The organism is Bradyrhizobium sp. CCBAU 45384 (genome assembly GCF_028128665.1).
Taxonomy (GTDB): Bacteria; Pseudomonadota; Alphaproteobacteria; order Rhizobiales; family Xanthobacteraceae; genus Bradyrhizobium; species Bradyrhizobium manausense.
Window position 1 is genome coordinate 99,385 of the sequence record NZ_LBIZ01000100.1, and the last position, 13,985, is coordinate 113,369.

Genomic DNA, 13,985 nt, shown 5'->3' on the forward strand with positions numbered 1-13,985 from the left:
GCGGAAGCGGACATGGTGATGGACTGATGTTCCGGGACGACAGATTGCCATCGTTGATCTGCGTCAAGGCTTCCGATCATTCGCGTGGGTCGATGCCGATGCTTGCCAGCATCTCGCGCCAGAGCCTGCGCACCTCATTGTGCCGCTGCTCCAGCGCCGCGCTGACGGCATCGCGGAAGGGCAAGAGCTCAGGCCCTTTCAGGAACAGGATTTGCGCCTGGAGCAAACGACCGCTCTCGAACTCGATGCGCCGCAGCGCCAGGACGAAGGGATCGGCCGGACTGGCCTCGGTCGGCAGCAGCGCTGCCGGGCGAATGGCGGCGTGAACGGCGTGCGCAAGCGTGGCGAGATTGACTGATGGCGCAAGGCTGCGATCCCCAGTCAATCCGGTTGGTGGAGGAAGCCAGGCCGCCTCCCACGAAGCGGCCATGTAGCCCAGGGCGATATCCGGCACCCAAATGGTCGCGCGCTGCAGCAACGAGACGATCTCGGACTCGCGATAGAACTGCGCGTTCAATTCGGTCTGCCAGGCAGCCTCGATCCGCAACGGCAGCGCCAGAGCAAACTGCCGCGCGAGCGCTCCATGCGCCGAGATCAGGAAGGCAGCCACGCGCGTCTGCTGCTGCGGCGGCACCCGACCGTCAGCATCGAGCGGGCCGAGGAAGCCGCTCATGGCGAGGGCCTCTGCACGGGAATCGCGCGCAGGTGGTCGTAGCCGGCCGGAAACGGCGAGAGCTCGCCGCCGGGCTCGCCGGCCGCGATCAAGACGGCCTTGTTGCCCTGCCAGCGCCCGGCCAGCACGTCCTCGGCAAAGCGCGCGAGCAGGTCTGCGGTGAGCGCCCCCTTCTCGAGGGTGAAGGCGTGATAGGCCTCCGGAATGATCACCAGCGCACTGTCGGGGATTTCGACGCGGAGCGTCTCGTGCAGGCAGCGGGGAGTCAGGAAGTCGAATTCGCCATTCAGGATCATAGTCGGGACGGCGATGGACGAGAGCTGCGAGGTGATCGGATGGAAGTCCAGAAAGGACTCCATCAGGTTTTGCAGGGCATAGACGTCGTTGACGAGCCAACCCTGTCGCTTGACGCCGTCGAGCTTGTCCAGCAGCGGCTTCAGCCACCGGTCAGACAGGTTCATTGGCAACAGCAGGTCCTGCAGGTAGCTGGTGCCGCCGAGGATGAGACCGGTACGCAGCGCGTTGCCGATCAAAAGCAGCTGCGGCGACAGCTCGGCAAAACAGCTCATCGGCACCAGCCCGGAGAGACGCTTGCCGTGTTCGATGGCATAGCGCAGCGCAATCAGACCGCCGAAGCTGATACCGCTGAGGAACACGGGTCCGTCGCCGAGCGTGCCGATCAGTCGGTGGAGCACGGCGACATGATCGTCCTGATTGATGAATAGCGCCGGCTTGTCCGAGACGCCCTGGCCGAGCAGGTCGAATGTGGCGACGCGAAAATGCCGGGCCAGCAGCGCATCACGGTAGGCCGCCCACAGCTCGGCATATTGCGTAAGCCCATTCACCAGCACATAGGCGGGGGCGTCTGCCGGTCCATCAATCTCATAGCGGATCCGGTACGAGCCATGACTGAGGAAGGGCATTGCGTTCGCCAGCAGTTTTCGACTGCGCGATCCTTCATCCGACGGGCCGCATTCCATTGAGTTAGATCAAAGCTCGCCCGATCGAGCTGTCTAGCGTCCCGTCAAAATGCAAGGGAGGCTCCATCATGATCGGGACTGGATTCGTAAGGCGCAGCCTCGTCGGCCTCATCCTGCTGCTCGTCGGCACATCGCTCGCAGTTGCACAACCTTTCACGCGGCGTTCGTCGCAAGTGCAACATGATGGTTTGAAAAAGACCTACGAGATCGCCAACTTCAAGATTGGCGGCAAGTATGATCTGTCCGATCCCTCGAAATTTGAGCTCGGCGGCGAGGGCGGCGTCACGCTGGAATCGCTCGGTGCGGGCAAGCTGCACACCAGCTACATCGCGATCGGCAACGCGCGGCGCAATGCGCAGGGCGAAATTACCAATGCCGTCGTCGTCAATTCCTACTATTCCGGCGACTCCACCGACATGTATGAGCAGTGGGTCAAAGGGGCGCCACTCTCGGGCGGCGTCCCGATCATCGGACCGGGCCGGCCGATCGACACCGATCGCTATTACGTCATTATGGTCGATCCGCTCGGCACCTGGGGCGCCAGCAAGCCGTCCGAGGGTCTCGGCATCAAGTTTCCGCAATACAGCTACTACGACATGGTGCAGGCAAACTATCGCCTGCTCCGCGACGAGCTGAAGGTCGCGCGCGTTGCGCTCGTGACCGGTGTCTCCATGGGCGGCACGCAGACCTATGTCTGGGGCGTGATGCATCCGGAATATGTCAGCGCGATCATGCCGATCGGCGGCACCACGCAGTCCGATGGCGACGACCCCGTCGGCAACTGGACCTTCCAGATGATGACTGCCGCGATCCAGGGCGATCCGGTCTGGCAGGCGACCAAGGGCGACTATTACAACCTGCCCAAGGAGAAACATCCGGTGCCGGGCGTCGCTTTCGGCTGGTCGATCCTCGGCATGACGGGTTACGATTTTGCCTATCGCACGACCCAGAACTGGGCCGCGGTACAGCCTGAAATCTTCTACTGGGATCCGCCGAACGAGAAGGCGGGCCTGAACGTCACCAATCGTGCCAAGCTCTATGACGCCGTCGATCTCGTCTTGCGCAACCGGGTCGGCGAGACCCACAACATCAATCCGTATCTCGGCCGTATTCAGGCGCGCACGCTGGTGATGCACATCACCAATGACCTCTGGCTGAATTTCAAGCTGGCTCAGAAGGCGGTCGATCGCGTGCCGGGCGCGGACCTGATCGCGCAGGAAAGTCCGGTCGCCCATTACGGCGTATTTCCGATCATCAACCAGCGCAAGAACGATCCGAAATTCGTCGCCTTCATGGACGACGTGGCGGCGCTCGATCGTGCCCAGCTGTTCGTCGACAAGAATTATCGTGTTCCTGGAGTCGCCGAGAAGATCGATCCGGGCAAATCCTTCTGGAAGGACTTCGTCACCTATCCCTATCCGGTCAAATACGCCAACGCCAAGGACAAGATCGGCAATACCTGGCAGATCGGCTACATGGATGAGTATGCCGGCACCGACAAGGACCCGAAGGTCCTCGTCATCATCCATGGCAAGGGCGCCTTCGGCGGGCACTACGGCAACATCATGCAATACGCGCTGCGAAGCGGCCTGCGCGTGATCGTGCCTGACTTGCCGGGCTACGGCATGTCGGGGCCGGGCAATCTCGACAAGAGCCCGGCGCGCACCATGCAGGATATGCGCGAGACCATCTACGATCTGGTCGTCAACCAGCTCGGCGTCAAGAAGGCCTATTATCTCGGCCACTCGCTCGGGGGCCAGTTCGTCGTGGGCTATGCGCTGACCTGGCCGGACGCGGTGCAGGGCCTGGCGCTGGAAGCGCCGTCGGGCCTCGAGGAATATCCGCGCGACATCACGATCGCGAAGGACAAGAAGGCACCTTTGTTCCAGGCTGGTCTCGGCCGCGATTTCGACAAATGGAAGCAGATCTGGGACCAGACCGGAATTCTGGCCGCGGAGAAGGCCCGTGACGAGCAGGGCATTCGCGACTTCTTCTACTTCAAGAAGCGTGATCCCGACACCGGCGTGGTGTCGGCGGCGAAGAGTGGCTACTTCTTCAGCGACAGCGAATATGCCCGCTTCCACACCGAACAGCGCGTCGGGCTCACCAAGGGCAATCCGAAAGAGCTCGAGCAATGGTGCAACGTCTTCATCTTCGATATCTACACGATCGGATCAGAGCTCCAGCAGGATGATCCGAAGAACCTTTACGAGCGGGTCACGCAGATCAAGGCGCCGATTTTCCTGGCGTTCGGCGACAAGGAGCCGTTCATCCCGACGCCCGCTTTCAACGGGCTGACCGATCTCGGACGCGACGTCATCACGCCCTTCATGACGCGCATGACCAATGTCGGAAACCGGCCGATGCTCAAGATCTACCCGGAGACCGGACACTTCATCCACACCGACAATCCGGTGGAGTATTCGGCCGATGTCGTCGACTTCGTGACCAGGGGACGAGTGGATACGTCATCGCCACTCGGCACCGACCGCATGATCAAGGGCGCCGTCGCCTCGGCCATCCCCGTGGCGCCGACCCCGCCTGGCGCGGCGCCGACGGCAGGGTTGAACAAATAGGATGATCTGATGCCGCGGGTGCAGGCGGGTGCAGTCCAGCTTGGCTGGCGGGAGTGGGGGCAGGGCGACGTCACCGTCGTCTTCATCCACGGCAATCTCGCCAGCAAGGACTGGATCGAGCTCGCCGCGCCGCTGTTTCCATCGGGTCTTCGCGTCATCGGCATCGACTGGCGCGGCTGCGGCGACAGCGACCGTCCCAGGGCGACGGCGGATTATTCCAATTACTCCATGCAGCAGCATGCCGACGACATGCTCGCCGCGCTCGATACGCTGGGCATCGGCTATTGCCATCTTGCCACGCATTCGACCGGCGGCATCATTGCCGCGCGCATGCTGCTGGCCCAGCCGCAGCGCTTTGGCCGCGTGTTCGCGCTCGATCCGGTGACGCCGCTCGGCATGGCCTTCAATGCCGATCAGATCGGCCTGTTTCGGGCGATGATGGCGAGCAAGGAATTGACGCGGACGATCATGGCGACCGCGGCTTCCTCGCTGTTCGTGCCGGAGAGTATGGCGCCAAACATGATCCCGCAATTTCGCCAAGGTCTGGGAGACATCCAGGCGCTGTTCGATCGCATCATCGAGCAGACCTTCAGCGTCTCCGAAGGCATCTGGATTGGAACGCCGGTGAATCTGACGCGGGAAAAAGAGAGCCGCGAGCTGGAACGGCGCATGCCGGAGCTGCGCCACCCGCATCTGGTGTTGTGGGGCGAACGGGACGGCTGGATCGCGCCGGCCGATCTTCGTGCCATGACTGCGGCGATGCCGGATTGCCGTCTCGTGATCGTGCCCGGCGTCGGGCATTCGATGAACCTCGAGGTCCCCGCGCTCTATGCCGGCTATTTCGGCGCCTGCTTCGGCGGACTTGCCGCATAACCAAGGGAGTGACGCATGGCTGACTTCAACCCGTCCGCAGAAACAATCCGAACGATGCTCGGAGAGACGCTCGGACGTTTGCGCAAGGCGAATGCGGAATATTTCGATCTGCTGGAGAAGGGGCTCAGCTCTTCGCCCCTGCCGATTTCGGGCCAGGCAAAAGAGATCTGCGCCCGGATGCAGCATAACGTCTCCGCGACGTTCGATCTCGGCGAGAAGCTGATCCAGGTCCAGGACGTGCAGGAAGCCCTCAAGGTTCAGTCCGACTTCTTCCAGGACCAGATGCGCACGCTCACCGACCAGGCCAAGACCATGGGCGAGTCCGCGATGAAGGCGGCGAGTGCCATGTTCGGCACAAAAATCTGAGCTGCATCGCCGGATGGAGAAAGTCATGGCTGAAATCAACAAACTCTCGGTCGAAAAGACGATCGAGAAGCTGCGCGGCGCCGATCAGCGAGTATCCAGGGATCAGCGGCTCGAGGCAAAGACCGACGAGCTGAACGAGGAGATCAGGCGCATGAGGGCTCAGCGAAAACGCCTCGATCGGCGCAAGCAGGATTGAGCTGGCAGCGCCGGGGCGATCAGCTGACATCACCGAAGCGGGGATGTCCTCCGGGGTCACCGGGGTATTGACTGCGCGGGCCGCCGGTCCGCGGCGCCGTTGCGGACCACGGACGGACCCCGTTCCACCGCAGCTACCGGCGCGGGGCACCGACAGCGAGAAGCTCTCGAATCCCGACCTTCCGTTTTGGGAAATCGTGGCTAAAAGAAGAAGTTGAATTCGGTAAGCCGCTGAGATCGCGTGGCTATTTGACACTGTCGCGTCTCAGCAACAATGTGGTAGGAATACATCAGTCTCCGCCCAGAGCGGACCCACGTTTTCAGCACCATTGCCGGAATGACCAGCGCAGACACCTCGGCCGCATCCTTTGACACGGCCCCAGCCGAAGAGCCCCGGCGCTGGTCCGCGCGACGCTGGCTGGCACCATTTGCGGTGGCCCTGGCGCTGCTCTCGGCGCTCCTGACTTTCCTGGTCCTGACCGGTCTGGCCAAGATCGAGCCGACGCCGGAAGTGGTGCGCTCGTTCTACCTGATCAATGCCGGCACGATTTTGCTGCTGGTCGGCATCATCGTCCGCGAGCTCTGGCAGCTGATCCTGGCCCGGCGGCGGGGACGGGCGGCGGCGCGCCTTCATGTCCAGATCGTCAGCCTGTTCTCGATCGTTGCCGTGCTGCCGGCGGTGCTGGTCGCCGTCGTCGCCAACGTCACCATCGAGCGCGGTCTCGACCGGCTGTTCTCGGGGCCCACCAAGGAAGTGATCCAGAACTCGCTGACGATCGCGCGGGCCTACATGAACGACCATGCCCAGCTGATCCAGGGCGACATTCTTGGAATGGCCAACGACATAGCTCACGCGCGGCCGCTCTATGATCAGGATCGGCGGTCGTTCCGCGAAATTCTGACGGCCAGCGCCGCGTCCCGCAACTTGCCGGGCGCGATGATCATCGACAAGAGCACCAACATCCTGGAGTCCGCCGACACCGGCATGCGGCTGACCTATTCGCCGCCCGCGCCGGAATTCCTCAGCAACGTCAAAGAGACCGAGCCGGAAATCGCGATCCTTCCGGACGCGAGCTCCGTCGCTGCCGTGATCCGCCTGCGCGCCTTCAACGATACGTTCCTGTATGTCGCCCGTCCGCTCGACCCGAACGTGGTCAGTCAGGTCAACCAGACGGAGATCAGCGTCGCCGAATATGCCCAGATCGAGTCGCGCCGGCTCGGCATCCAAGTCGCGTTCGCGCTGATGTTCGCGGTGATCGCGCTGACCATCCTGATGGCTTCCGTGCTGATCGGCCTCAACTTCGCCAACTCGCTGGTGGCACCGATCAGGCGGCTGATGAATGCGGCTCACACCGTGTCGACCGGCGATCTCCATGTGAAGGTGCCCGTGCATCAATCGGAAGGCGATCTCGCCCAGCTTGGTGAGACGTTCAACAAGATGACGCAGGAATTGCGCAGCCAGCGCGACGAGCTCGTCAATGCCAGCGACCTCATCGACAGCCGCCGCCGCTTCATCGAGGCGGTGCTGTCCTCGGCCAGCGCCGGCATCATCGGCGTCGACACCTCGGGCAGCGTCGGCATCCTCAACCGCTCCGCCGAGAAGCTGATCGGGCATTCCGAGGCCGAGACGCTCGGCCATCCGCTCTCCGACGTGCTGCCCGAGCTCGACGAGATGATGAAGGCGTCGCGGGAAGGCACCCAGCGCCTGGTGCAGGGCCAGATCACGATCACGCGCGACGGCACCGAGCGCAATCTCTCGGTCCGAGTCAGCGCCGAGAAGAACCAGCCGCACGACAGCTACATCATCACGCTCGACGACATCACCGAGCTGGTCTCGGCGCAGCGCACCTCGGCCTGGGGCGATGTCGCCCGCCGCATCGCCCACGAGATCAAGAACCCGCTGACACCGATCCAGCTCTCGGCCGAGCGCATCCGCCGCAAGTTCGGCAAGGACATCACCGAGGCCAAGGACAAGCAGATCTTCGACCAATGCACCGACACCATCGTGCGCCAGGTCGACGACATCAGGCGCATGGTCGACGAATTCTCGCGCTTTGCGCGGATGCCAAAACCCGTGATGGAAGGCGAGGATGTCGCCGACACCGTGCGGCAGGCCGTGTTCCTGATGAAGGTCGCCCATCCCGAGCTCGATATCGAGGCCGAGTTCAAAGAAGATCCGCTGCGCGCCCAGTTCGACCGCCGGCTGATCTCGCAGGCGGTCACCAACATCGTCAAAAACGCCACCGAGGCGATCGAGCAGGTCCCGCCGGAAGAGCTCGGCAAAGGCCGCATCGACGTCGTGGTGTCGCGCGAGGGCGACGACGTCTTGATCGACGTCATCGACAACGGCATCGGCCTGCCCAAGGTTGCGCGCTCGCGGCTGCTCGAGCCCTATGTGACGACGCGCGCCAAGGGCACCGGCCTTGGCCTTGCCATCGTCGGCCGCGTGCTGGAAGACCATGGCGGCCGCATCGAGCTGAAGGACGCCTCCGACTTCCGCGAAGGCCAGCGCGGCGCCTGGATGCGCATGCGCTTTGCGATCTCCGGACAGGCCAAGAAGGCCGAAGGTGCCGAGCCCGGGGCAGCGGTGACGGACACCGCCAAGGGCGCAACCACGCCCGAAATCAGGGAAACGGCCCCAAATTCCGCCAAGGACTCTGCTACGGCGCAGGCAACAAAAGAGCCGGCGGCCGAAACCAAAGAGCCGGCTGAAAAGACCAATGATTCAACGAAAATCGAAGCCTCAACAGGCAGCTGAGAAGACAGGCGCGACCCATGGCAAGTGAAATTCTGATTGTCGATGATGAGGCCGATATTCGGGATCTCGTTGCGGGAATCCTCGAAGACGAGGGTTTTGTCACGCGGACCGCGCGCGACAGCGACTCGGCGCTGGCCGAGATCGCCAACCGGCGGCCGCATCTGGTGTTCCTCGACATCTGGCTGCAGGGCTCCAAGCTCGACGGCTTGCAGCTCCTGGAGCAGGTCAAGAAGGACAATGCCGATCTGCCAGTGGTGATGATCTCCGGTCACGGCAACATCGAGACCGCCGTCGCCGCAATCAAGCGCGGCGCCTATGATTTCATCGAGAAGCCTTTCAAGGCCGACCGTCTCATTCTGGTCGCCACCAGGGCGCTGGAAAACTCGCGCCTCAAGCGCGAGGTCAAGGAGCTGAAGCAGCTCGCGCCGAGCGCAAGCTCGCTGGTCGGCCGCTCGCCGAGCATGAACCAGCTGCGCCAGACCATCGAGCGCGCCGCCAAGGCCAACAGCCGCATCCTGATCGTCGGCCCCGCCGGCGCCGGCAAGGAATTGACCGCGCGCACGCTGCATATGGCCTCGGGCCGCGCCGACGGCCCCTTCGTGGTCATCAACGCCGCGGCGATCACGCCGGAGCGCATGGAGCACGAGCTGTTCGGCGTCGAACAGTCCAACGGCGAGCATCCGCGCAAGCCCGGTGCGCTGGAAGAGGCCCATGGCGGCACGCTGTTCATCGACGAGATCGCGGACATGCCGCGCGAGACCCAGAACAAGATTCTGCGCGTGCTGGTCGAGCAGTCGTTCCAGCGCGTCGGCGGCACCGCCAAGGTGCAGGTCGACGTCCGCATCATCTCCTCGACTGCGCGCAACCTCGAAGAGGAGATCGCGGCCGGCCATTTCCGCGAGGACCTCTATCACCGGCTCTCGGTGGTGCCGATTCGCGTGCCCGCGCTGTCGGAACGGCGCGAGGACATTCCTGAATTGATCGACTATTTCATGGAGCAGATCTCGGCCGGCAGCGGCCTGCCGAAGCGGCAGATCGGTCAGGACGCGATGGCGGTGCTGCAATCGCATGTCTGGCCGGGCAATGTGCGTCAGCTCCGCAACAACGTTGAGCGAGTCATGATTCTGGCCGCGGGCGGGCCGGAGGTGATCATCACCGCCGACATGCTGCCCCAGGACGTTGGCTCGATGGTGCCGGCGATGCCGACCAGCAACAATGGCGAGCACATCATGGGCCTGCCGCTGCGCGAGGCACGTGAAGTGTTCGAGCGCGACTATTTGATTGCCCAGATCAGCCGTTTCTCAGGAAATATTTCTCGCACGGCCGAGTTTGTTGGCATGGAACGGTCGGCGCTACACCGGAAGTTGAAGGCGCTCGGGGTCGGCTAAGCTCGACGCCGCGGCCGATATCTGGGAAAAATCATCTATTTCCGTAGTTTTTCGGAGAAATAGGGCGCGTCGTGCCGCGTGAAGCGGCTTGCCTAAAATGTCCACCTGTCCTCTAATCGACCAGCCGTTCCTCCGAGGGGGATCTCATGAGGAGCGGCAACCGGAGGAAGGCCCAATTTGAAAACAGGGTCGCTTCCGGTGCAATAAAAAGAAACTCAAAGCGAGAAAAAAACAATGGCGGCAGACCGCGCACAAAACCTACAGGACACCTTCCTCAATCACGTTCGCAAAACCAAAACGCCACTGACGATCTTTCTGGTCAACGGAGTGAAGCTCCAGGGCATCGTGACCTGGTTCGACAATTTCTGTTTGCTGCTTCGGCGCGACGGTCATTCGCAGCTGGTCTACAAGCACGCGATCTCGACCATCATGCCAGGCGCTCCGATCCAGCTGTTCGAAGGCGGCGAGGATCAGCCGGCTTGAGAGTGATCTGATTGGAACCCCGCAATTTTGACGGGGAGGCCGACCGTCCGCGGTCGGCCGGGGCTAAACAAACGGGGCGGGTGCTTGTCGTCGGCCCCTATTTGCGAGCGCGCGCGGGAAGTGCCGACGCGCAATCGGAGAGTCATGTTCAGCGTGACGCGGAGGCCCGGCTCGATGAAGCCGCAGGCCTCGCGCGTGCGATCGACCTCGTCATTGCCGATGCCATCATCGCGCCGATCAGCCAGATCCGGCCTGCGACCTATATCGGCAAGGGCAAGGTCGAGGAGATCGCCGCGCTCGCCAAGAGCCTCGACATCGAGCTCGTGGTGATGGATTGCGCGCTGGCACCGATCCAGCAGCGCAATCTCGAGAAGGAATTGCACGCCAAGGTGCTCGACCGCACCGGGCTCATTCTCGAAATCTTCGGCCGCCGCGCCAAGACCAAGGAGGGCGCGCTCCAGGTCGAGCTCGCCCATCTCAATTATCAGCGCTCGCGCCTGGTGCGATCCTGGACCCATCTCGAACGCCAGCGTGGCGGCTTCGGCTTCATGGGCGGCCCCGGCGAGACCCAGATCGAGGCCGACCGCCGCCTGATCCAGGAGCGCATCACCAAGCTCGAAAACGAGCTGAAGAAGGTGCAGGCGACGCGCCGCCTGCATCGCGCCGGCCGCCAGCGCGTGCCGTATCGGGTCGTTGCGCTGGTCGGCTACACCAATGCCGGCAAGTCGACGCTGTTCAACCGCCTGACGCGTGCCGACGTGCAGGCTGCCGACATGCTGTTCGCCACGCTCGATCCGACCCTGCGTGCGCTCAACCTGCCGCATGGCGGCAAGGCCATGCTGTCGGACACGGTCGGCTTCATCTCCAATTTGCCGACGCAGCTCGTCGCCGCCTTCCGCGCCACGCTGGAGGAGGTGCTGGAGGCCGATGTCATCCTGCACGTCCGCGACATCTCGCATGAAGACGCCGAGGCCCAGCAGAGCGACGTCGACGCGGTGCTGCGCCAGCTCGGCATCAATCCTGATGACTCAGGCCGCATCATCGAGGTCTGGAACAAGATCGACCGCTACGACGCAGAGCAGCGGGAAGAGCTTCTGAATATCGCCGCGCGCCGGCCGGAAGATCATCCCGCGATGCTGGTCTCGGCCGTGTCAGGCGAGGGGATCGACGCGCTGCTCGCCGCGATCGAAGAACGGCTCGCCGCCAAGCGCACCACGCTCGATCTCTCCATCGACGCCGCCGACGGCGCCGGAATCAGCTGGCTGCACCGCAATTCCGAGGTGCTGGCCAAGGAGCTGCACGACGGCCGCTTCGACATGACCGTGCGCGTGGATGAGACGAAGCGCGACATCGTGGTGAACAGGTTTGATGCGGTGCCACGCCTGTCGGCGTGAGTCGGACGTAGCCCGGATGGAGCGCAGCGAAATCCGGGATATCACGACACGGAGAGACCCCGGATTGCGCTGCGCTCCATCCGGGCTACGCACCGAACATCACCTCGACAGGTCGAGGCTCATGAACTGGTTGTGCGGGCTCGCCTGATAGTCGGCGAACGGCGCACACGAGACGAAGCCGGCGCTGCGGTAAAGCGCGACGGCGGGCGCGTGCAGCGGCGCCGTGCCCGTCTCCAGGCTGAGACGCGCATATCCGCGCTTGCGGGCTTCGGCAATGATGTGGTTCAGAATCGAGCGCCCGGCTCCGGTCCGGCGTGCGGCAGGCGCGGCACGCATCGACTTCACTTCGCCGTGCCTCGCGTCCAGCTGCTTCAGAGCCCCGAAGCCGGCCAGCACGTCGCCTTGCCAGGCCGTCCAGAACGTCACTGATGGAGCCGAGAGACCGCTCGCGTCGAGCGCCTGCGCATGCTCGCCCATGACGCTGCGCAGCTCTTCCAGATGATGCGCCAACAAGTCAGCAACGTGAGGTGCCTTCGGATTGTCCTGTCTGATCTCCACTTGATGTCCTCGCGTCAGGTAGCCATCTTCGCCGCATTCCACAGCGCATCCATCTCCGCCAGCGATGCCTGCTCCAGCGTGCGCCCCTGCGCTTCCAGCGCCCGCTCGATATAGGCAAAGCGCTTTTCGAATTTCGCATTGGTCGCGCGCAGCGCGGCTTCCGGATCGGCGTCGACGTGGCGGGCGAGGTTGACGAGGGCGAACATGAGGTCGCCGGTCTCTTCCGCGATCTCCTGCTTGTCGTTGCGATCGAGAGCGGCCTCGATCTCGTCCGCTTCCTCGCGAATCTTTTGCAGCACCGCGCGCGGATCGTTCCAGTCGAAGCCGACCGTGGAGGCCTTGCGCTGCAGCTCCATGGCGCGGGTCAAGGCCGGCTGGCCGGCTTTCACGCCCGAAAGCAGCGATTTGTGTTTCGGCGCAGCTTCCGGCGGCCGGCGCGCGGCGCGCTCGGCTTTCTCCTCGGCCTTGATGCGGTCCCAGACTTCCTTGACGTGATGCGGGGCGAGATTGCCGTCCTTGTCGGCGAACACATGGGGATGGCGCCGGATCATTTTTCGCGTGATGGCCTCGACGACGTCTCCAAAGGAGAACGCGTTCTGCTCAGAGGCCATCTGGGCGTGGAACACCACCTGCAACAGGAGGTCGCCGAGCTCCTCGCGGAGATCGTCGAGATCGTTGCGCTCGATGGCGTCGACCACCTCATAGGCTTCCTCGATCGTGTAGGGCGCGATCGTCGAAAAATCCTGCTCGAGGTCCCAGGGGCAGCCGGTCACCGGCGTGCGCAGCGCCGCCATGATCTCGATCAGGCGGGAAATGTCGCGGGAAGGGGTCATTGCGGGGGCAGTCTCCTGGGTCCAAATCCTTATGCCAAAAGCGCGCCGCCGTTCCCAGCGCGGCGGGGCGGAACAGGCCGATTTCCACCGATTGGCTGACACGCCCCGCAAGTGCTAAAGCGCGGCCCATGAGCGACACATTTTCATCCCAAACCGCCCTCGTGCTGTTCTCCGGCGGCCAGGATTCCACCACCTGCCTTGCCTGGGCGCTGAGCCGCTTTGCGCGCGTGGAGACGCTGGGGTTCGAGTACGGTCAGCGCCACGCCGTCGAGCTCGACTGCCGTGACCGGCTGTTCGAGGGCATCAAGGACCTTCGCGCCGATTGGGCGGCAAAACTGGGCGAGAGCCACACCCTGTCGATCCCGACGCTGGCGGCCGTGTCCGAGACCGCGCTGACCCGGGACGTTGCGATCGCGATGGGCGCCGACGGCCTGCCCAACACCTTTGTGCCCGGCCGCAATCTGGTGTTTCTGACCTTCGCCGCGGCGCTGGCCTATCGGCGCGGCATCACCCACATCGTCGGCGGCATGTGCGAGACAGACTATTCCGGCTATCCCGACTGCCGCGACGAGACCATTCGGGCCATGCAATCAGCGCTCTCGCTCGGCATGGCGCGTGCCTTCGAGCTGCACACGCCGCTGATGTGGATCGACAAGGCCGCGACGTGGAAGCTCGCGCATGACCTCGGCGGCGACGCGCTGGTCGATCTGATCCGCGAGCAGTCGCACACCTGCTATCTCGGCGAACGCGGCGCCCAGCACGATTGGGGGTACGGCTGCGGCGAGTGCCCGGCGTGCAGCCTGCGGGCGAAGGGTTGGCGCGAGTTCGTGGCAAGCAAGTAGTGGTCTCACTCCGCCGTCATCGCCCGCGAAGGCGGGCGATCCAGTATTCCAGAGGCGGTGCTTGAG

Annotated in this window: 13 protein-coding genes; 9 read left to right on the plus strand and 4 right to left on the minus strand. The window is 63.6% G+C overall.

The window, feature by feature from the left end; translation table 11 throughout:
- Positions 1-76 precede the first annotated feature (76 nt).
- Positions 77-673, minus strand: a complete 597-nt coding sequence (locus tag XH80_RS12160) for a hypothetical protein (RefSeq protein WP_271598794.1) — start codon at positions 671-673, stop codon at positions 77-79.
- On the minus strand, positions 670-1,596 hold the full coding sequence (locus XH80_RS12165) for an alpha/beta fold hydrolase (protein ID WP_271598795.1): 927 nt from the start codon (positions 1,594-1,596) through the stop codon (positions 670-672). The genes XH80_RS12160 and XH80_RS12165 overlap by 4 nt, the downstream gene beginning before the upstream one ends.
- Positions 1,597-1,721: 125 nt before the next feature.
- On the opposite strand from XH80_RS12165, the gene XH80_RS12170 reads away from it, so the two are divergent.
- From XH80_RS12170 to hflX, 8 genes are all read left to right on the plus strand, one after another.
- Positions 1,722-4,229, plus strand: a complete 2,508-nt coding sequence (locus XH80_RS12170; protein WP_271598796.1) for an alpha/beta hydrolase — start codon at positions 1,722-1,724, stop codon at positions 4,227-4,229.
- Between the two features lie 9 nt (positions 4,230-4,238).
- The gene (locus tag XH80_RS12175) at positions 4,239-5,102 is read left to right on the plus strand and encodes an alpha/beta fold hydrolase (protein ID WP_271598797.1); all 864 of its coding nucleotides are present in this window, start codon (positions 4,239-4,241) and stop codon (positions 5,100-5,102) included.
- Positions 5,103-5,117: 15 nt separating this feature from the next.
- Entirely contained in the window at positions 5,118-5,468 is a 351-nt protein-coding gene (locus XH80_RS12180) for a phasin (protein WP_271598798.1), read from the plus strand.
- Between the two features lie 25 nt (positions 5,469-5,493).
- A complete protein-coding gene (locus XH80_RS12185) occupies positions 5,494-5,664 on the plus strand; it encodes a hypothetical protein (protein WP_271598799.1) in 171 nt (56 codons plus the stop codon).
- A gap of 336 nt (positions 5,665-6,000) precedes the next feature.
- Positions 6,001-8,421, plus strand: coding sequence for a sensor histidine kinase (locus tag XH80_RS12190; RefSeq protein WP_271598800.1), 2,421 nt, complete (start codon positions 6,001-6,003; stop codon positions 8,419-8,421).
- Positions 8,422-8,438: 17 nt separating this feature from the next.
- Positions 8,439-9,809: a nitrogen assimilation response regulator NtrX gene (ntrX, locus tag XH80_RS12195; RefSeq protein WP_057754991.1), complete on the plus strand. Its 1,371-nt coding sequence runs from the start codon at positions 8,439-8,441 to the stop codon at positions 9,807-9,809.
- Between the two features lie 234 nt (positions 9,810-10,043).
- Positions 10,044-10,292 carry an RNA chaperone Hfq gene (gene hfq, locus XH80_RS12200; protein ID WP_007591126.1) on the plus strand — a complete coding sequence of 83 codons (249 nt, stop codon included), beginning with the start codon at positions 10,044-10,046 and terminating at the stop codon, positions 10,290-10,292.
- Positions 10,293-10,303: 11 nt separating this feature from the next.
- On the plus strand, positions 10,304-11,686 hold the full coding sequence (gene hflX / locus XH80_RS12205; RefSeq protein ID WP_271598801.1) for a GTPase HflX: 1,383 nt from the start codon (positions 10,304-10,306) through the stop codon (positions 11,684-11,686).
- Positions 11,687-11,785: 99 nt separating this feature from the next.
- Here the strand turns inward: hflX and XH80_RS12210 are convergent, their stop codons facing one another.
- Together XH80_RS12210 and mazG are read right to left on the minus strand one after the other, a co-directional pair.
- Positions 11,786-12,244, minus strand: a complete 459-nt coding sequence (locus tag XH80_RS12210) for a GNAT family N-acetyltransferase (protein ID WP_271598802.1) — start codon at positions 12,242-12,244, stop codon at positions 11,786-11,788.
- A gap of 14 nt (positions 12,245-12,258) precedes the next feature.
- Positions 12,259-13,077 (minus strand): nucleoside triphosphate pyrophosphohydrolase, encoded by an 819-nt coding sequence (gene mazG, locus XH80_RS12215; RefSeq protein WP_271598803.1) that lies wholly within the window; start codon positions 13,075-13,077, stop codon positions 12,259-12,261.
- A gap of 128 nt (positions 13,078-13,205) precedes the next feature.
- Here mazG and queC point away from each other — a divergent pair, with 128 nt between their 5' ends.
- Entirely contained in the window at positions 13,206-13,919 is a 714-nt protein-coding gene (gene queC, locus XH80_RS12220) for a 7-cyano-7-deazaguanine synthase QueC (protein WP_271598804.1), read from the plus strand.
- Positions 13,920-13,985: the final 66 nt, after the last annotated feature.

What these genes read in the sequence shown, in the direction of transcription:
- XH80_RS12185 (WP_271598799.1), top strand. Translation starts at nt 5,494, where the DNA reads ATGGCTGAAATCAACAAACTCTCGGTCGAAAAGACGATCGAGAAGCTG.
- XH80_RS12190 (WP_271598800.1), top strand. Translation starts at nt 6,001, where the DNA reads ATGACCAGCGCAGACACCTCGGCCGCATCCTTTGACACGGCCCCAGCC.
- XH80_RS12175 (WP_271598797.1), top strand. Translation starts at nt 4,239, where the DNA reads ATGCCGCGGGTGCAGGCGGGTGCAGTCCAGCTTGGCTGGCGGGAGTGG.
- mazG (WP_271598803.1), bottom strand. Translation starts at nt 13,077, where the DNA reads ATGACCCCTTCCCGCGACATTTCCCGCCTGATCGAGATCATGGCGGCG.
- XH80_RS12180 (WP_271598798.1), top strand. Translation starts at nt 5,118, where the DNA reads ATGGCTGACTTCAACCCGTCCGCAGAAACAATCCGAACGATGCTCGGA.
- hfq (WP_007591126.1), top strand. Translation starts at nt 10,044, where the DNA reads ATGGCGGCAGACCGCGCACAAAACCTACAGGACACCTTCCTCAATCAC.
- ntrX (WP_057754991.1), top strand. Translation starts at nt 8,439, where the DNA reads ATGGCAAGTGAAATTCTGATTGTCGATGATGAGGCCGATATTCGGGAT.
- XH80_RS12165 (WP_271598795.1), bottom strand. Translation starts at nt 1,596, where the DNA reads ATGCCCTTCCTCAGTCATGGCTCGTACCGGATCCGCTATGAGATTGAT.
- XH80_RS12160 (WP_271598794.1), bottom strand. Translation starts at nt 673, where the DNA reads ATGAGCGGCTTCCTCGGCCCGCTCGATGCTGACGGTCGGGTGCCGCCG.
- XH80_RS12170 (WP_271598796.1), top strand. Translation starts at nt 1,722, where the DNA reads ATGATCGGGACTGGATTCGTAAGGCGCAGCCTCGTCGGCCTCATCCTG.
- queC (WP_271598804.1), top strand. Translation starts at nt 13,206, where the DNA reads ATGAGCGACACATTTTCATCCCAAACCGCCCTCGTGCTGTTCTCCGGC.